This window comes from Paenibacillus sp. J22R160, from assembly GCF_059692135.1.
In genome coordinates this window covers 194,384-213,050 of the sequence record NZ_JCAUAU010000008.1, presented here as the reverse complement: position 1 = coordinate 213,050, position 18,667 = coordinate 194,384, and the positions used below count along the sequence as shown (strand labels likewise).

Below are 18,667 nucleotides of genomic sequence, written 5' to 3'. Positions count from 1 at the left end.
CTCTCACGCCAACATCCAGCCTTCACGTATGGCTTTCTCATTCGAGACGGCCTTTTGGGTCCTCTCGCTTCACTATTGCCACCTTCTCGGCGCTGAGACAGCCTTTTCGGAACTCTCACGCCAACATCCAGCCTTCACGTATGGCTTTCTCATTCGAGACGGCCTTTTGGGTCCTCTCGCTTCACTATTGCCACCTTCTCGGCGCCGAGACGGCCTTTTCGGATCTCTCGGTAGCTATTAACGCACACTTTCGGCGCGCTGGACACACGTTAGCGATGTTTTTCAACGTTTCAGCAGACGGCGAGCGGCTCTTGAGACATTTCGCCGGACGCTAAGCTTGTTTTTCAGCGTTAACACTCACTCTTGGCGCGCTGCATACACGTTAGCGATGTTTTTCAACGTTTCAGCAGACGGCGAGCGGCTCTTGTGACATTTCGCCGGACGCTAAGCTTGTTTTTCAGCGTTAACGCACACTTTCGGCGCGCTGGACACACGTTAGCGATGTTTTTCAACGTTTCAGCAGACGGCGAGCGGCTCTTGTGACATTTCGCCGGACGCTAAGCTTGTTTTTCAGCGTTAACACTCACTTTTGGCGCGCTGCATACACGTTAGCGATGTTTTTCGACGTTTCAGCAGACGGCGAGCGGCTCTTGTGACATTTCGTCGGACGTTAAGCTTGTTTTTCAGCGTTAACGCACACTTTTGGCGCGCTGCATACACGTTAGCGATGTTTTTCAACGTTTCAGCAGACGGCGAGCGGCTCTTGTGACATTTCGCCGGACACTAAGCTTGTTTCCCAGCATTAACGATGTCTTCCATCGTTAAATCAAAAAAATCCTAGCCTAAGCTAGGATTTTTAAAATTACACCTCAAAAGAGCTTTTCAACGAAACAATCAGGTTGAACACCAGTTTGTCGCTAGTTGTATACTTCGGATCCACGTTGAAATAGCCGTGGCGGAAGAATTGGAACTTATCAAGCGGCTTCGCTTCTTTCATACCCGCTTCCACGAATCCTTGCACGATTTGCAGCGAGTTCGGGTTCAAGTTTTCTAAGAAGGAAGCATTCTCGTCCTCTTGGTCATCCAGAATGAGCGGCTCATACAAGCGGAACTCCGCCGGTACCGCGCTTTTCGCGTCGACCCAGTGGATCGTGCCTTTGACTTTACGGCCTGTAAAGCCGCTGCCGCTTTTCGTTTCGACGTCGTACGTACAGTGAAGCTCAACCACTTTGCCGCTGTCGTCTTTGACGAAATCGTTGCATTTGATGAAATAAGCATTCTTCAGTCGCACTTCATTGCCGGGAAATAAGCGGAAATATTTGTTCGGCGGATTTTCCATGAAGTCTTCTTGCTCGATGTAGATCTCACGGGAGAATGGAATTAGGCGATTGCCCATTTCCGGGTTCTCCGAGTTATTCTCGGCATCCAGCATCTCAACACTATCCTCTGGATAGTTGGTGATGATGACTTTCAGCGGATTGAGAATACCCATCGTGCGCAGAGCCTTCAATTTCAAATCCTCACGGATAAAATGATCCAGCATTTTCGCATCAACGGTGCTGTTACTGCGGGCAACGCCGATTTCACGGGCAAAGGTGCGAATCGCCTCTGGTGTAAAACCTCTGCGTCGCAGCCCAGATATGGTCGGCATCCGCGGATCGTCCCAACCGTCAACGGCCTTCTCGTCTACGAGCTGTTTCAGCTTTCTTTTGCTCATCACGGTATTGGTCAGGTTGAGGCGTGCAAATTCATATTGTCTCGGCACATTCGGCATCTCGCACTCACGAATGACCCAGTCGTAGAAGGGGCGTTGATCTTCGAACTCCAGGGTACAGATGGAATGTGTAACTCCTTCGATCGCGTCCTCAATAGGATGCGCGTAAGCATACATCGGGTAGATGCACCAAGCATCTCCCGTATTGTGGTGGTGGGCATGCACCACACGGTAGATCACCGGATCACGGAAGTTGATGTTCGGCGAGGACATGTCGATCTTCGCTCTAAGCACGCGTTCTCCGTCTTTGAATTCCCCTGCGCGCATACGCTCGAACAAGCTGAGATTCTCTTCCATACTGCGGTCGCGGTGCGGGCTGTTCGTACCAGGCGCGGTCAATGTGCCGCGGCTTTCACGAATTTGATCCGCTGTTTGATCATCTACGTAGGCCAATCCTTTGCGAATCAAAACCACAGCGCGGTTGTACATTTCCTCGAAATAATTCGAAGCAAAGAAGAGACCATCCCATTTAAATCCGAGCCACTCGACATCAGCTTTAATGGATTCTACATACTCTGTATCTTCCTTAACGGGATTCGTATCATCAAAGCGGAGGTTCGTCAACCCTTTGAACTCGTCCGCTAACTCAAAATTAAGAACAATTGACTTCGCATGTCCTATATGAAGGTATCCGTTCGGCTCTGGGGGAAAACGGGTTACGATCTGGCTGACTTTGCCTGAATTCAAATCTTCGATTACAATATTCTTAATGAAATTGGACGGGGTGCTCGTTGGAGTCTTCGTTTCCATATTGCGCCAGCCTTTCTCCCAATGGTTAAAGTTTTATTTTCTATCATACACTAAAAGTTACTTAAATATAAAGGAGCCCGAGCAATGGAAACATTCGAGCATTATCTGGATAAATACGCAGAACTCGCAATTCGTGTAGGATTAAACGTACAGAAGGATCAAACAGTCGTCATCATGACGCCAATTTCTTGTGCGGAATTCGTGCGCAAGCTGACTAAGAAAGCCTATGATGCAGGCGCCAAGGACGTCGTTATTGATTGGGATGACGATGAAGTTAAGGCGTTGCGCCTTAAGCATGCGCCAGAGTCAACACTTCGTGAATACCCAATGTGGCGCGCGAATGGCCTCGAAGAAATGGCGAAGAACGACGCTGCCTTTCTACAAATTTACGCACCGAACTCCGACTTACTTAAAGATGTAGACCCTGAGCGTGTAGCCATTTCTAGCAAAACCGCAGCTACAGCGCGCGAGGGCTTCCTCAACTATATGCGCAACAATCAAGTCAGTTGGTTGATGGTCTCCTACCCGACGGCCGAATGGTCCGCTAAGGTATTCCCGAATTTGAGCGAAGCTGAGCGTGTTCAGAAGCTTTGGGAGCAAATTTTCAAGCTTACTCGCGTGGATAAAGAAGATCCTGTCGCTGCATGGAATCAGCACATTGAGACCTTGACGGGAAAACAGAACATGCTGAACAGCAAGAAATATAAACAGCTCCATTTCAAATCAGAAGGCACAGATCTGTACATAGAGCTTGCGCCTAAGCACCAATGGGTTGCTGCAGGAAGCGAAACGGAGAAAGGTGTATTCTTCATTCCGAACATTCCAACGGAGGAAGTCTTCACCATGCCTGCCAAAACAGGCACGAACGGAACTGTGCGCAGCACACTGCCTCTGAGCTATCAAGGCTCTCTCATCGATGGCTTCACGCTCACTTTCGAGAACGGCAAAGTGGTGAAAGCAACCGCCGAAGTAGGGCAAGAAGTACTGAACAAAATGCTGGATATGGATGAAGGCGCCCGCTATTTGGGAGAAGTGGCACTCGTGCCGTATGATTCGCCGATTTCAAACTCCGGATTGATCTACTACAATACACTATTCGATGAAAATGCATCCTGCCATATCGCGTTAGGTAATTCGTATCCTTTCACGATTGAAGGCGGAACGACAATGAGTCTTGAAGAACTAAACCAGAATGGTTTTAATAAAAGCTTAATCCACGTCGATTTCATGATTGGCTCAGCCGACATGGCAATTGATGGCCTATCGGAAGATGGAACTCGCGAGCCTTTGTTCCGCAATGGCAACTGGGTGTAAGAACAAAGAACAACAAGTCATCCCCACTTAACAAGAAGACCGCCAAATCAGGAGCATATGCCCCTTAACCTGGCGGTCTTCATTCAATGGTCTAGACGGTTCTGGTAGTTCTTAACGACAGCGGACTCTTTCAATATCCATCTGCCTTTCTTCCACTGCCAGAGAGAGCTGGCGTAACCAAGCGTATCGGCGTTCGCAATGCCGGTAATACGCTGAACTCCCCGAAGCTCGCACTTTCCGTTCCCACTTTTATCAATAGGCTTCAAGAGGCTGTATGCATCCACATTCACAATAATCGGCTTAACAACCTTGCCGTCTTTGTACACGCCGAACTGTTCGTAATCGTCTTTCCGGTCTTTGATATCGATTTTGAACGATTTACCGGTCTCTTGGATTTTCATTTGCACCACATAGTTATTCTTAAAAGTGGCATAGACGCGGAGCGGTGCAGGCAGCGGGATTGCGGTCGGCACATTATTTTTCAGCGAATAAAGATAAAAGGTCGATAATCCGCCGCTTCCCCCATTCTCCGCGGAAACATAAATCTGAGGCAGCTTCTCACCGATAAAATCGCAGAACTCCATGTTCGGATTATATCCGCCTTGCAGAGGGATGACGACTTGCGTTTGCCCTGGACTCGTTACAACAATGAGCAGCTTGTCATAGTACGGACTGTTCATGTCCATCTTCGTGCCGACAAGAGCCACCTGATCCAGCACGCCATCGCCGGTCACGTCGATTTCACGTATCTGGATGAGCTGCCCTTGTCCGGGCTGTCCGGGCTGCTGCACAGACGGTAGAGGCGCTGGAAGCTCTTCGTTGTTGGCCGCTTGGGCCTGGGCCGCGCTCTGTCCAGCAAAGGATAGGCAGCCCAGAAGCATGCCGATTACCGCTGTTTGCAGCGCTAATTTAGCGCTTTTTTGAAACATGTGACTCATCAGACTCCCCCTACTTGGATTTGAATTCGGCTTATTATTTCAAATTTTTCCAAGTTGTATGCGGGGATCTGACCGCTTTACAGAATAGGAGGCCGTCGATAGTTCGTTGCCTGCTCAAAGGCATACCCTAAAGCCAGCAGCTTCCCTTCGCTGAATGCCCCGGCGGAAAACATGACGCCCATAGGCCCTTCAGCTGTATAACCGGCAGGCACGTTCAGCAGCGGATAGCCGGCACGAGCAGCAATGTCATAACCTTCATCGCCAGGAAAAAGCAGCGCATCCAGCTGATGCTCCTCAAGCACATGATCAATGCCGCGAGAACGAGTTAGCTCCTGATAATTGGCTAAACTGCGGAGATATACGTCCTCCGTGAGAGTACCGCTGGTTTCATCCGACCAAATCAGTGTATTTTGCCCATAGACCAGCGCCTTCTCCGCATGTTCGTTATTGAACGCAATAACCTCCTGCAAGGTATGTACGGGGACTGAGGCATCGAGCTTGGATAAATAATCGTTAAGATCTTTTTTGAATTCGTATCTCAACACTTCCGAAGTCCACTCCGCCTGCTCACATGGAAGGGATACAGGGTCAATGACAACTGCGCCCTGCTCGCGCAGCACCTGGATGGCGTTCTCGGCAATACGACGAGCCTCATCCTTCAAATCCTTGTAGAACCTTCGAGGAATACCAATTCTAGCCCCTTGAAGGCTATTTGCATCCAGAAAGCTTATATAGTCACGCTCCCTGTCACTGTTCCCTTCGCTGGCCAGACTCAGAGGGTCACGTGCATCCACACCAGTCAGCGCTCCCAGCAGCAGCGCAGCATCCGTGACAGTCCGTGTCATCGGCCCCGGCGTATCCTGCGAGTGAGAGATGGGAATGATGCCAGTACGGCTGAGTAGTCCCACAGTCGGCTTCAGGCCGACCAAGCTGTTATGATGCGCAGGGTTCACGATGGAACCGGACGTTTCCGTCCCGATTGCCGCTGCTGCGAAGCTGGCTGCGGTCGCAGCCCCAGAACCTGAGCTGGACCCGCCAACCTCGAACTGTCCCGGACCGTAAGGGTTCAGGACTTGTCCGCCTCTTGAACTATAACCTGATGGCATCGGTCCGGACATGAAATTGGCCCATTCGGTCATATTCACTTTCCCTAACAACACGGCGCCAGACTCCCGCAGCTTGGCGGCGATGAAAGCATCCTCAGCTGCCAGTGATTGCTCTAAGGCCAAAGAGCCTGCGCTGGTATGCATGCGGTCAGCTGTATCTATATTATCTTTAAGCAGAATCGGAATGCCATGCAGAGGGCCTCGGCCTCCTTGCTTTTGACGTTCATCATCAAGCGCTTGCGCGATTAGGAGCGCGTCCGGATTAATTTCCAGAACTGCATGAATGCGCTTGTTCAACTTTTCAATTCTTTTTACATAAAAAGCAACCAACTCAACAGCACGGATTTCACCCGCTTCCATGGCTTTTTGCAACGTTGTGATATCCGCTTCTACAATCCAGTCCTCTGGTTTTTCAGACAAATTTGATCGCCTCCTGTAAGTTTCGAGACATGACTACCTAAGTTATACTATACTCTTGGTGTGGGTATTTTTGGAATGCATTCCAGCGGTTATTTTCCGCTCTTCAAATAAGGCAGGTGATCCTCGTGCATATGATCAAACGAATAACAGACAGCGATATGTTGGGCGGCGATCCTGTATATATAGACCGCGTTTCCCGCTATTCATCCCGAGGCATTGTCATTGATGGCTTGATGAACATTGCGATGATGTACTTGTCAGAATCTGATCTGTACAAGCTGCCTGGCGGCGGAATTGAAGATAACGAGCAACCGGAGGCTGCTTTTTTACGAGAAATCAAGGAAGAAACCGGCTATGAGGCTGAAATTACGCATGAATTAGGCATTATCGAGGAGCACAAGAACCGCAATAGCTTTATGCAGCTTTCCTACTGCTACATTGCCAAAGCGCACCACCATTCGAGCGCTCCTGCACTAACGGAAAATGAATTGAGGCTGGGGATGTCGGTTGCCTGGATGACGCTCAGCGAAGCATTGGACGTGATGACTGCCTCCCTGCACAAATGTCAGCGTTATTCGGCCAAATTTATGCTTTTACGCGATAGAATCATTCTTGAGCATGCGGTAAACCTTTTAACCGGACAAGATAGGACTAAAGGAACGTATTAGAATCAGTGAGGTGTTTTTTTGAAAATCGACCGTTTGCTAGCGATCACCATGCTGCTGTTGAATCGTAGAAGAATAAGCGCGAAGGAGCTCTCGGAGCGTTTTGAAGTGTCTCTGCGAACCGTATACCGGGACGTAGAAGCCATTAACCAAGCGGGTATTCCTGTCGTGTCATTTGCCGGTTTAAGCGGCGGGTATGAAATTATGGATCAGTACCGATTGGAGCGCCAATTCCTGTCCCTGGAAGAGCTGCAATCTATCATCGTCGGGCTAAAAGGGATACGTTCCACGGTCGGTGACCAGGAAATCGGCAACCTGCTCGATAAAGTCGGCGCACTCGTAGCAAAGTCGGAGCAAAACACGGCTGCCAGGTTGGACGATCAGCTCATCATTGATATGAATCCATGGCGACGAGGCGGCGAGGATAAAGAAAAGCTAAACACGCTGCGGTGCGCGATTAAGGATTCGAGGCAGATCTCTTTCCAATATATCTCTTCGCAAAGCGAGCAGTCCGTTCGCTCAGCGGAGCCTATGAGCATCGTAGCCAAGGGTTTTGGCTGGTACTTGTACGGCTACTGCCTGCTTCGTCAGGATTTTCGGATTTTTCGCCTAAACCGCATGAAGGAAATTAAAGTGCTTTCGGAGACGTTCGAACGCCGGATAGAAACGAAAGAGCCGCTCCAACTTAGCTGGGGCCATAGGGATCCTTCCACGCTGATCACGATGGTTTTGCATGCGCAGCAAAGCATCCAGGCTCAGATTGAGGATTATTTTCAGCCAAAGCAGATTGCTTATCAAACTGACGGATCCATGATCATTACCGCCAAACAACCGGACGAGCCCTGGCTGCACAGCATGCTGCTTGGTTATGGGCCTAATGTGCGGATTCTCGAACCTGCCCATCTGGCGGCTGCCATCAAAGAAAAAGCTGAAAGAATTGTTCATCTCTATTCCTAACACTGACACAATGCTGTCAGTCATGGTTGTCTATACTTAAGGCATATCCAATCTAAGGAGGCATTCCTAATGTTTAGAACAATTCAAGATTTCGTGAACGAATGGAACAATGAATCCACAGCAACTCAGCGCGTACTCGACACGCTTACAGATGCATCCCTAACGCAACAAATCGCACCAGATTTCCGCGCGCTTGGTCAACTGGCTTGGCATATCACCACGACCATCCACGAAATGCTTTCTCGCGTAGGCCTCACTTTTGAAGCGCCTGAAGGCGATGAGCATGCTCCTTCCTCGGCAAAAGTCATAGCCGATGCCTACCGCACCACATCATCTGCATTAACTAGTGCCATCCAGTCCCAGTGGACAGATGCCAAGCTTACGGAATCCACTGATATGTACGGCGAAATGTGGTTGAATGCAACAACGCTGCGCATGCTGATCTCACATGAAATTCACCACCGTGGTGAAATGATCGTCTTGATGCGTCAAGCCGGCCTACGCGTTCCGGATATTTACGGGCCTACTCGCGAAGATTGGTTGGAAAGAGGCATGCAGCCGCTAGTTTAATTGACAGTTCGAGTCTCGACCCTCCATGAGCTATAATGGAAGAAAAGCCCAAGGAGTGGTCTCACTTGCACAACCAAACCGTTATCGTTACCGGCGCTAATTCCGGAATGGGGCTCGCAACAACCGTGGAGCTCGCCCGCAAGGGCGCCCATGTGATCATGCTGTGCCGCAGTCAGCAAAGAGGCGAGCTCGCGCTTGCCGAAGCACGCCGACAGAGCGGGTCGGAGCGCATCGAGCTTATGATTTGCGATCTAGGCTCACTCGCCAGCATTCGCGCATTCGCTGGCAGCTTCCTCGCCAAGCATCAAGTGCTGGACGTGCTTGTGAACAACGCAGGCGTTGTCGCTGTGAAACGGCAAACAACGTCCGACGGCTTCGAAGCGATGACCGGCGTTAACCATCTGGGCCACTTTCTGCTGACCCAGCTGCTGCTCGAGGCCCTGATTCGCGCCCCGCAGGGGCGGATCGTCAATGTATCCTCAGGCGCCCACAAAATCGGGCGCTTCGACTTCAACAACCCTTACCTGACCCGAGGGTATAGTGTCTGGAGAGGATATTCGCAATCCAAGATCGCGAATATTTGGTTTACACGGGAGCTGGCCAAGCGGCTTGCTGGCACAGCAGTGACCGTGAACGCGCTGCATCCCGGCGCGGTCGGTACGAATATCGGTGTCGATCGGGACACCGGATTTGGCAAGGCCATTCACCGCTTGCTGCGGCCTTTTTTCCTAACGCCGGCGCAGGGCGCGGAGACAGCCATTTATTTGGCTTCCAGCCCGGATGTGAGCTCAGTTAACGGTGAATATTTCTATAAGAAGAAGATTGCTCCTATTTCCGAAAAGGCCCAAGATGATGAATTCGCGGAGCGGTTCTGGGCATGGAGCGAGCGAGAAGTTGGAGTAAATTCTGGAAAATAAGGGGAGAATAATCGAAGTTTACAATTCTGATGCGCGGAGTGTGACTTCGATTGGACTTCTTTCATAGTCAGGAATCCCTTACTGCGGCCGAATGGGCGATGAGAGCTGTTGTCGGCTATTTTTTCCTGCTGATTGCCGCTAAATTGCTCGGACAACGTTCCATTTCTCAGCTTAGATTCCTGGATTTCATCATTGCACTTATTTTGGGAAACATTATCGCCCATCCGCTTTCTGATGAGCATTTGTCGTTAACTGGTTCTATGATTTCCACCACCGTGCTTGTAGTCTTGTACATCCTGACATCATGGTTAAGTCTGAAGTGGAATGTGCTTAAGCATTTTCTGGACCCAGCTCCTCTGACGCTAATCAAGAACGGGAACATGATAATGAAAAGTTTGCGCAGAGCCCGCATCTCTGTAGACCATCTCTTCTCTGAGCTGCGGAAGCAGCAGATTGAGGATATTGATAAAGTCGCCCTTGCCCTATGGGAGCCCGGGGGAACGATTTCCGTATTCCTTGAGCCGCAGTACCAACCGGTTACCCCCAAAGACATGTACATCCCGACCTCTTCTTTCTCGCTCGTAAAACCGATCATGGTCGAAGGTACGACGAATGTGAAGCAGCTGACCCAGCAAGGAAAGAACAGGATGTGGCTAGAGGCCCAGATTCATGCCACAGATGTTGACTTAGAGGATGTCGTGCTGGCCACCATCGATGATCAAGATCAAATACGCGTATACACAGAAGCCGATACGACCGTACACAACGAACGGACTCCTTCCTAGGAGCGTTCGTTTTTTTGTATTTCAAAGCAAGAAATAGTTATATACTTTTTCCAATAAGCATGTTATTATTGTTTTACGTAATTACGTATTTAAATAATTAATAAGAGGTGATTCTTTTGACTGGAGCAAGGGATTATGGAGCCGAATTAGACGCGATGCAGGTTCAACTAAACAAACTGCAACAGCTGATGGAGAGTATCACAACTACAAAAGGTGTTTTAGGCAGTGGGGTAATCGCGAAGCCTTACGTACAGAAGGAACAAGAACAACACTCCGAGGAAGGTCGCGGCGGCGTTTATTACTCGGGGCAGTTTCATAACGGGCAATCCTATTATCGGTGGGAACCCCAGGAAAGAAGCGTAGATCAGCTTCTGGAGCTGGACGGCGATAAAGCTGCCAAAATCCTGGGCGCTTTGGGCCATGAGATGAGGCTGGATATTTTAAGAACCGTTCTGCAGGAGCCGCTTACGGGACCTGAGCTCGTCGAACGATTGAACATGGGTACAACGGGGCAGCTTTATCATCACTTGAAAGCCCTCGCAGGAGCCGACCTCCTTGTGCAAGAGGAAAGAGGCGGCAAATACGCCATTCCGGGTCATCGCGTCCTTCCATTACTGCTGCTGCTTGCGGCCACTTCGGACTTCATGGATACCAGCGACTATTTGGACATGTTTGAGGCTCGCAGCGATGCTCGTTCCTACCTAGGTCCGGCTGCCGGTAATAGCGAAACCTTCGATCCGCATAATCTGCTGTGGGCCGTTATGGAGAACTGTATTTTGGAGCATACACATGGCACCTGCACAGAAGTTCAGCTCTTCCTGCACCGGAACGGCAGCGTGACGGTTGCTGATAACGGCCGGGGTATTCCCGTGCATGCACTGCCCGATCAACAGCCTCGCGTTCAGAAGGTGCTTACGGACATGAGCCGCTTAAGCGCAAGTGCTTCTTTCTTGGCGCCAGGCGGTGAAAAGGGCATCAGCATGCCCATCGTCAACGCATTGTCTCGCGGGCTAACGGTCGAGATTCGCCGTGATGGCAAAGTGTTCGAGCAGCACTACAAGCATGGCATTCCGCAAAGCGAGCTACAGACCGTCGGAATCACCAAAGAGACAGGGACTCGTGTAACGTTCCTGCCGGATCGGGATATTTTTAACACAAGCTTCGAGCTCCCTGTCTTGATCAAACATGCTGCCGATCTTGCAGAGCTCTATCCGAAACTAAAGCTGCAGGTGTTAAGCGACTAATTAAATCAGCAACCCCTGCTGTTAATGACTAAAACGCTTCTCGATTTTTTTACTAATTATCATTGAAGCCCCTACAAATAAAACGACGTAGATAAGTCTGAGCGGATTCTCAATAAATCGGTGAATGTCATAGCCGATAAAAGAAACCGACATCACCATAACTGCTTTGCCGGCGAGCACAGCAACCAGAAATGAGCGGAACCTCATCCCAACTAACCCTGCCGCCATATTGATGACGACGAACGGTCCCACGGGAAAGAGACTAAGCAAGAACACATAATTAAAAGCCTGCCGGCGAGCCCAGACCAGACTTTTCTGCACCTTCGGTTTCTGCGACCACCGCACTAAATAGGGATGGCCTGCCACTTTTTTCACAATCGCGAACGTCACTAAGCATCCGCCTACGATCCCAATCCATGAGTACAAAAAGCCGAGCAATAGCCCGTATACAGCCGCATTCACGCTAATAATGACGAGCGTCGGCAGAGGCGGAATGAACGATTTCATAAAAGGTAGAAGAAGACCGGGCAACGGGCCCAGCGATCGGTATTTATCGACCAGCATGGCCAAATTCTCTTCCGTCAAATAAGACAGAAGCTCTGTCAATCCCATCGGGGACACACCTACTTTGCTTGCAATAATGAATGGCGGAAGCTCCGCCGTCTATAGGCATGATAGCATATTTTGCGAGACTGCAGCACGTTATTGGGAAGATAAGCAAGCGGTGAGACAAAACGAAAAACCCTCAACCTTATTGGTGTTGGTTGGGGGCTTTCATCGTTCAGTGGTTTTCATGTAAAAAGTACAGTTCATTCCCGTTAATTCGTGATTTTCGGAGATTATGATGTATTTCGTACAACAAATTAACTCGATAGAGCCCAATAAAGCTACATAACGCTATATTTGATGCACTTTTTACACGATTTAGTCCAAATCGGAGCAGTAAGCATAAGTTTGATGTACTTTTTACATGATTCACAACCATGTCGTGTGAATTGACATCACTGCACCCTACTACGCCAGCGAGCTCACGCCTCGAGCGGGTTCACCGCCTCATGGAGCAGCTGCTCCAACTCGGCGGTGTAAGCCGCCTGCTGCGCTTCGTCCCAGCCGAAGCGCCCCGCCATGAAGGCGACCACAGGCGCCTTCCACTGCCTTGCCCACGCGATATCGAAGAAGAGGGCTCCCGTGCGGCGGATGAAGAAATCCACCGGCTTCACAGCCATCTCGCTCTCGATCGCGTACACGAGCGAAGCGAGCACAGAGGCCGGCATCCCTTGGCACTCGGCCTCATCCTTGTACTGCGCCAGCAAGTCATACACGGCATCCACATTGGAGCCGTATCGCCGCGCCAGCAGCGCAGCCTCAGCGCGAGTCAGCCCCAGCCGCTGGCCTTGGCTGACTTTGCTCTGCAAGAACGGCTCCAGCATCGCGGAGCCGCCAACATCGCCGCCGGATATCGGCAGCGTGCGGGTACGGCTCGGCGACAACGCAGTCGCCGAAACCACTCCCTCCGCCACCAGCATGGCGGCGATTTTGTCCACGACCGTCTCCGCCATTTTGCGGTAGCCGGTCAGCTTGCCCCCGGCCATCGAGATAAGGCCGGAGTCCGAGACGAAGATTTCGTCGCGGCGCGAAATCTCGGATGGATCTTTGCCCTCTTGATGGATCAGCGGGCGCAGCCCCGTCCAGCTCGACTCCACGTCCGCTTCCGTCAAGCTGAGGGTCGGGAACATCTCGTTTGCGGCGCGCAGCACATAGGCGCGGTCCGCCACCGTAATTCGGGGATTCACGATATCCCCTTGATAATTCGTATCCGTCGTCCCGACGTAGGTTTTGCCGTCGCGCGGAATAGCGAACAGCATGCGCCCATCCGGCGTATCGAAATAAATCGCCTGCCGCAGCGGGAATTTGCTCTGATCGAACACCAGATGTACCCCTTTGGTCAGATGGAGCGTTTTGCCCTTCTTGGAGTGGTCCATTTCGCGCAGCGTATCTACCCAAGGTCCTGCTGCATTCACAATCTTGCTCGCGTATAGCGAGTAAGACGACCTACCGCCGTTACCACCCAGCTGATCCGCCACTCGAACGCCAACTACCTTGCCATTTTTCACAAGCAGCTCTTCCACTTTGGCATAATTGACAACCTGAGCGCCAAGCTCCACAGCTTTTTTCATCACTTCGATCGTCAGACGGGCATCATCCGTGCGATATTCCACATAATAGCCGCCGCCTCTCAGATCTTTCTTTTTCAAAAGCGGCTCGTGCCCCAGCGTTTCTTGCGGACGAAACATTTTACGACGTTCCACTCGTTTGACTCCCGCTAAGAAATCATAGACCCTTAAACCAAGGGACGTAGAGAGCTTGCCAAACGTGCCCCCTTTGTAAAAGGGCAGCAGCATCCACTCAGGCGTCGTGACATGCGGACCATTTTCGTACACAATCGCGCGCTCTTTGCCCACTTCGGCAACAACCTTCACATCCAGCTGCTTCAAATACCGCAGCCCTCCATGCACAAGCTTCGTCGACCGGCTCGACGTTCCCGCAGCAAAGTCCTGCATATCAATTAGCGCCGTGCGCAGCCCTCTGCTCTGGGCATCTAGCGCGATACCTGCTCCTGTAATTCCCCCGCCGATTACGATTAAATCAAATGTGTTCTCCGACATAGCTTGCAGCCTTTCTTTTCTTTTTAAGCCGCTAAAGCTATGTGTCATCTCCGTCATCACAGTCATCTCCAAAATCTCCTCTCGCATATGAAAAATAAAAAGCCGCAACAAACCTAACACGCTATCACGTGCAGGCCGCTGTGGCTTCTCCCTTGTCTCCAACCAATTATTAACTTGTTATAAGTATACCATATCATTGCCCAATTTATTTAAAAGCCATCGCGGCACTAACTGCTTTTTTCCAACCGCTGTACAATTGCTCTTGACGTTCCACTTCCATCACAGGCTCGAAAGCCTTATCCACCTGCCACAGCGCTGCAATCTCCGCTTGATCTTTCCAAAAGCCTACAGCCAGCCCAGCCAGATAAGCTGCGCCAAGCGCAGTCGTTTCACTAATAACCGGACGCTCCACCGTTACGCCTAGCATGTCGCTCTGGAACTGCATCAGGAAGTTGTTTTTCACTGCGCCGCCATCGACCCGCAGCTTTGTCAGTTCAATGCCGGAATCGTCTTCCATCGCCTGCAGCACATCTTTCGTTTGATAAGCAAGGGATTCGAGTGTTGCCCGGATAAAATGCTCCTTTGACGTCCCGCGCGTCAATCCGAAAATCGCACCTCGAACATCGCTATCCCAGTATGGCGTACCCAGACCGACAAAAGCCGGAACGACATACACGCCGTCTGTCGACTCTACACGCTGTGCATACGCCTCGGTGTCCTGCGCCATTTTGATCATCCGCAGCCCGTCACGCAGCCACTGAATCGCCGATCCCGCTACGAAAATACTGCCTTCCAGCGCATACTCAACTTTCCCGTTCAGCCCCCAAGCAATCGTGGTCAAAAGCCCGCTGCGCGAAGGAATCGCATGATTGCCTGTATTCATCAGCATAAAACAGCCAGTGCCATAGGTGTTCTTGGCCATGCCTTTTTCAAAACAAGCCTGCCCGAACAAGGCCGCCTGCTGATCACCCGCCGCACCCGCAATCGGGATCGCCGAGCCGAAAAAGAGGTTTTCCTGCGTATGCCCATACACCTCAGAAGAAGAACGCACCTCTGGCAGCATGGATGCCGGGATGCCTAGATAGCCTAGCAGATCTTCATCCCACTTCAGCTCATGTATATTATAGAGCAGCGTCCGCGAAGCGTTGGAATAGTCCGTTACGTGCGCTTTGCCGCCGGTCAGCTTCCAGATCAGCCAAGTGTCCATCGTGCCAAACAGTAAATCTCCACGCTCCGCTTTCTCTCTTGCGCCATCCACGTGATCCAGAATCCATTTGATCTTGGTCCCTGAGAAATAAGCATCAATTAAAAGTCCCGTGCGTTCCCGAAAAATGTCGTTAAGCCCTTGGGCCTTAAGTGATTCACAAATATCGGTTGTCTGGCGAGACTGCCATACGATGGCATGATACACGGGCATTCCCGTATGCCGATCCCAGACAACTGCCGTTTCACGCTGGTTCGTGATGCCAATGCCTGCGATTTCCGCTGGCTGCACGCCGGATTCCGACAAAACTGCCACTATGACGCCTTGAATCGATAGCCATATTTCATTCGCATCATGCTCCACCCAGCCCGGCTTCGGAAAATGCTGCTTAAATTCCTGCTGAGACGTGTGTACGATGCTGCCTTTTTGATTAAATAGAATCGCTCTGGAACTTGTCGTTCCCTGATCCAGCGAAAGAATATAGGAAGTGGCTTCTGCCATTGTTCTACCTCCAATAGTTAGGATCGTTGATGAAACTGCTGCCACAGCTCTGTATTCGACGTTGTGACCGCTGTCGCTCCAGCTCCTAACGCCTGCTCTACATCTCCTACGGAACGAATGAGTCCTCCTGCAAAAATAGGAATACCCGAACGCTCCTTCACTTCCTTAATAATGTGCGGAATAATGCCAGGAAGGACCTCGATGTAATCTGGCTGCGTACGTTCCAGAAGCGTGTAGCTTTTTTCAAGCGCACTGCTGTCCAGGAGAAAAAGCCGCTGAATGGCGATGAGCCCATTCTGTTTCGTCTTCGTGATGACCGTTCCCCGAGTAGAAATGATTCCGGCAGGACGAATGCTTTGGCACAGAAATTCAGCCGCATACTCGTCGTTTTTCAACCCTTCAATCAAATCCGCGTGCAGCAGCAGCTTCTTGCCGTTTGCCCGGCCCAGATCCACAATGCTTTTCAGCTGTCCGATATGGCTGTCCAGTAGCACAATATAGGTATAAGAAGTTTTTAGCAGCTTCTCTAAATCCTTCATTTTGCGAATAGCCGGTAAAATCCGTTGCTCCTGCAATGACAAGCTCATCATCTCCGTTCACTCGATCCTGTGCATGCCCCTTGGGGGATGACAACAAAAAAACTCACCAAAAGATGTGCCAATTCATATATAAATGGCAATCCTCTGTGAGTCTCCTGTTCTCCGTCACATGTTATTAACTTACTTCCCATTGTACTTAGACCTGCCCCATCTGTCAATGCGAACAGCCGCCCATTCACTATGTCACGTTGAGAGCGCCTTGCGTACAGCTAAAATGTATTTGGATTGTTCGAGCGGATTCACGCCCCGCCGCTTCCGCTCCGCATGCACATCCGGCGGACTCGGTTGATAACCCCCGAATGACGAGGTAATAACACCTCTGCCTCCCGACATCGCGCTAAGTTTCACGGGGTAGTCCAAGGAAGTGGCAACAGGTAAGCGGCCCTCTACAACAAAACGGTCACCGCTCAGCTGCGGCGGATCAAAGATTGCTCGCATCTGCACCAAATCACTCAGCACCTTGCCTCCATAAACCTCTGGAACCGTGATGCGCACTTGCAGCATTGGTTCAAGCAGTGTAGTCCCCGTTTGCACCAAGCCCTGCATGAGCCCCATCGGTGTTGCAACAGCAAAATCAAGCGGATGGGTATGCCATACATGATGCTCGCCCTCCACGAGCGTTACCTTAAGATCGGTAACCTCCCAACCGAGCAGCCCCTGCTGCAGCGCTTCCGGTACTCGGCGCTCCACTTCGCTCTGGTACTGCGCCAACAGCTGGTCAGCGCGTACCTGTGACGAGTAAACGAGCCCACTGCCTGGCGCCCCAGGCTCGATGCGAAAGCGCAGAATGGCCCAGCACGGCTTGGGCATTGTATAAGCAATGAAGCCTTCACCTGGCTGAGAAGGCGTTTCTTTGTAGATCACGGAGGGCTGATCGAACCTTGCGTGCAGCCCAAAACGCGAAGCCAGCAGACTCGTCAGAATCTCAAGCTGGATGGCGCCCATCACCTTCACGTGCAGCTCGCGCTCCTCTTGGAGCCACTGCAAATCAAGCAGGGGATCTTCGTCTGTTAGCTCCTGCAGCGCGGCGACGAGCGCCGGGTACTGCGCGTCGCTTTCCGCATGCACCTGCACCGTCAACAGCGGCACTGCGAGCCGTGGAGCCGGCGGTACAGCGTCTGGACGACCTAGCACATCGCCGATGCGCACCTGCGTCAAGCCGCAGACAGCCGCGATGTCGCCGGCTGCGACATAACCGATATCTTCGGCTCGGCGGCCGTCGATTTTGCGAATCTGGGTCACCTTCTCCTCCACGCCCCGCGTGGCATTAAGCACGGTGTCCCTGTTGCGGATCGTCCCCTCGTAGAGGCGGACGTACGCCATTCTCCCCATGGTCTTGTCCCGCTCGACCTTGAAGACCACGGCCGAAAGCGGCTGCTCTGCGCTGCCGCTCGGCCCGGGCAAATAATCGAGGATGGCTTCCATCAGCTCCTCGATGCCTAATCCTTTGCTCGATGCGCCGACGAGCAATGGAAAGGCCTGCCCCTGCTGCGTATATCGCTGCAGGGCTGCTTTTACTTCGCGTGCCGGGATGGGCACGCCTTCGATGTAGCTCGTGAGCAGCTGCTCATCGAGCTCGGACAGCTTTTCGACCGCTGCCGCAAGGTCGAAGCCGGGCGCGCCGGACGCGCCCTCGACCAGCACGTTCTCCGCGCCGCGGAACGTGTCTTCAGCGCCGAGCGGTGCATAGATCGGCACCGCCATGCCCGTGAGCTGCTTCTCTATGCCCTGCAGCACCTTGGCCGCGTCCGCGCCGACGCGGTCCATTTTGTTCACATATAGCAGCGTTGGAATTCGGAGCGTCTGCAGCGCATGCCAGATCATCTCGGTCTGCGACTGCACGCCTTCAACGGCAGAAACAATCAGAATTGCCCCATCCATCACTCGCAATGAACGCTCCACCTCGGATAGGAAATCGACATGCCCGGGCGTGTCCACCAGGTTAATAGACGTTTCTTTCCATGTAAAAGTGGTCGTCGCACTGCGCACCGAAATGCCGCGTTCCCGCTCCACATCCATAGAATCCGTTTGAGCGGTACCGCTATCCACACTGCCTAGGGCGCGGATTCGGCCGCTATGATAAAGCAAATGCTCGGTTGTCGTCGTTTTGCCCGCGTCTACGTGTGCGAAAATCCCCACGTTCCTTCGCGGAACTGGTTGATCCTTGCCTATTTCGTTGGTCATTGAAGTGCTCTGCTCCTTCTATTTACCAGGCTTTGTCTCCCTATTATACTTGAAGAACGGACACCTATGAATT

15 protein-coding genes are annotated in these 18,667 nt (G+C 51.5%); 7 read left to right on the top strand and 8 right to left on the bottom strand.

From position 1 onward, the window contains the following. Positions 1–862: 862 nt before the first annotated feature. A complete protein-coding gene (locus tag AC58UW_RS19100) occupies positions 863–2,524 on the bottom strand; it encodes a glutamine--tRNA ligase/YqeY domain fusion protein (protein WP_497422193.1) in 1,662 nt (553 codons plus the stop codon). Positions 2,525–2,608: 84 nt separating this feature from the next. Here AC58UW_RS19100 and AC58UW_RS19095 point away from each other — a divergent pair, with 84 nt between their 5' ends. Then, positions 2,609–3,838 carry an aminopeptidase gene (locus tag AC58UW_RS19095; protein ID WP_497422192.1) on the top strand — a complete coding sequence of 410 codons (1,230 nt, stop codon included), beginning with the start codon at positions 2,609–2,611 and terminating at the stop codon, positions 3,836–3,838. Positions 3,839–3,921: 83 nt separating this feature from the next. Here the strand turns inward: AC58UW_RS19095 and AC58UW_RS19090 are convergent, their stop codons facing one another. Then, positions 3,922–4,776: a YybI family spore inner coat protein gene (locus tag AC58UW_RS19090; protein WP_497422191.1), complete on the bottom strand. Its 855-nt coding sequence runs from the start codon at positions 4,774–4,776 to the stop codon at positions 3,922–3,924. 77 nt (positions 4,777–4,853) lie between these two features. Next, positions 4,854–6,302: an amidase family protein gene (locus AC58UW_RS19085; protein WP_497422190.1), complete on the bottom strand. Its 1,449-nt coding sequence runs from the start codon at positions 6,300–6,302 to the stop codon at positions 4,854–4,856. A 131-nt stretch (positions 6,303–6,433) separates the two neighbouring features. Between AC58UW_RS19085 and AC58UW_RS19080 the strand changes: the two genes are divergently transcribed. The 6 genes from AC58UW_RS19080 to AC58UW_RS19055 all read left to right on the top strand — a co-directional run bounded on the left by AC58UW_RS19080 (position 6,434) and on the right by AC58UW_RS19055 (position 11,440). Next, positions 6,434–6,970, top strand: coding sequence for an NUDIX hydrolase (locus tag AC58UW_RS19080; protein ID WP_497422189.1), 537 nt, complete (start codon positions 6,434–6,436; stop codon positions 6,968–6,970). Positions 6,971–6,988: 18 nt separating this feature from the next. Further along, positions 6,989–7,924: a helix-turn-helix transcriptional regulator gene (locus AC58UW_RS19075; RefSeq protein WP_497422188.1), complete on the top strand. Its 936-nt coding sequence runs from the start codon at positions 6,989–6,991 to the stop codon at positions 7,922–7,924. 69 nt (positions 7,925–7,993) lie between these two features. Next, on the top strand, positions 7,994–8,494 hold the full coding sequence (locus AC58UW_RS19070; RefSeq protein WP_497422187.1) for a DinB family protein: 501 nt from the start codon (positions 7,994–7,996) through the stop codon (positions 8,492–8,494). Positions 8,495–8,559: 65 nt separating this feature from the next. Continuing rightward, positions 8,560–9,411: an SDR family oxidoreductase gene (locus tag AC58UW_RS19065; protein WP_497422186.1), complete on the top strand. Its 852-nt coding sequence runs from the start codon at positions 8,560–8,562 to the stop codon at positions 9,409–9,411. 50 nt (positions 9,412–9,461) lie between these two features. Next, a complete protein-coding gene (locus AC58UW_RS19060) occupies positions 9,462–10,196 on the top strand; it encodes a DUF421 domain-containing protein (RefSeq protein ID WP_497422185.1) in 735 nt (244 codons plus the stop codon). Positions 10,197–10,312: 116 nt separating this feature from the next. Then, the gene (locus AC58UW_RS19055) at positions 10,313–11,440 is read left to right on the top strand and encodes an ATP-binding protein (protein WP_497422184.1); all 1,128 of its coding nucleotides are present in this window, start codon (positions 10,313–10,315) and stop codon (positions 11,438–11,440) included. Between the two features lie 21 nt (positions 11,441–11,461). On the opposite strand, the gene AC58UW_RS19050 is transcribed toward AC58UW_RS19055, so the two are convergent. The 5 genes from AC58UW_RS19050 to AC58UW_RS19030 form a co-directional block, all read right to left on the bottom strand. After that, a complete protein-coding gene (locus AC58UW_RS19050) occupies positions 11,462–12,052 on the bottom strand; it encodes a TVP38/TMEM64 family protein (protein WP_497422183.1) in 591 nt (196 codons plus the stop codon). 416 nt (positions 12,053–12,468) lie between these two features. After that, positions 12,469–14,154 (bottom strand): glycerol-3-phosphate dehydrogenase/oxidase, encoded by a 1,686-nt coding sequence (locus AC58UW_RS19045; protein WP_497422201.1) that lies wholly within the window; start codon positions 14,152–14,154, stop codon positions 12,469–12,471. 157 nt (positions 14,155–14,311) lie between these two features. Further along, positions 14,312–15,811 (bottom strand): glycerol kinase GlpK, encoded by a 1,500-nt coding sequence (glpK, locus tag AC58UW_RS19040; RefSeq protein WP_497422182.1) that lies wholly within the window; start codon positions 15,809–15,811, stop codon positions 14,312–14,314. Positions 15,812–15,828: 17 nt separating this feature from the next. Beyond that, a complete protein-coding gene (locus AC58UW_RS19035; RefSeq protein ID WP_497422200.1) occupies positions 15,829–16,392 on the bottom strand; it encodes a glycerol-3-phosphate responsive antiterminator in 564 nt (187 codons plus the stop codon). 201 nt (positions 16,393–16,593) lie between these two features. Next, positions 16,594–18,594: a GTP-binding protein gene (locus tag AC58UW_RS19030; protein WP_497422181.1), complete on the bottom strand. Its 2,001-nt coding sequence runs from the start codon at positions 18,592–18,594 to the stop codon at positions 16,594–16,596. Positions 18,595–18,667: the final 73 nt, after the last annotated feature.

Excerpts from the sequence above, each read along its gene's own strand:
- glpK (WP_497422182.1), bottom strand. The coding sequence starts at position 15,811 with ATGGCAGAAGCCACTTCCTATATTCTTTCGCTGGATCAGGGAACGACA.
- AC58UW_RS19030 (WP_497422181.1), bottom strand. The coding sequence starts at position 18,594 with ATGACCAACGAAATAGGCAAGGATCAACCAGTTCCGCGAAGGAACGTG.
- AC58UW_RS19070 (WP_497422187.1), top strand. The coding sequence starts at position 7,994 with ATGTTTAGAACAATTCAAGATTTCGTGAACGAATGGAACAATGAATCC.
- AC58UW_RS19100 (WP_497422193.1), bottom strand. The coding sequence starts at position 2,524 with ATGGAAACGAAGACTCCAACGAGCACCCCGTCCAATTTCATTAAGAAT.
- AC58UW_RS19045 (WP_497422201.1), bottom strand. The coding sequence starts at position 14,154 with ATGACACATAGCTTTAGCGGCTTAAAAAGAAAAGAAAGGCTGCAAGCT.
- AC58UW_RS19080 (WP_497422189.1), top strand. The coding sequence starts at position 6,434 with ATGATCAAACGAATAACAGACAGCGATATGTTGGGCGGCGATCCTGTA.
- AC58UW_RS19095 (WP_497422192.1), top strand. The coding sequence starts at position 2,609 with ATGGAAACATTCGAGCATTATCTGGATAAATACGCAGAACTCGCAATT.
- AC58UW_RS19050 (WP_497422183.1), bottom strand. The coding sequence starts at position 12,052 with ATGGGATTGACAGAGCTTCTGTCTTATTTGACGGAAGAGAATTTGGCC.
- AC58UW_RS19090 (WP_497422191.1), bottom strand. The coding sequence starts at position 4,776 with ATGAGTCACATGTTTCAAAAAAGCGCTAAATTAGCGCTGCAAACAGCG.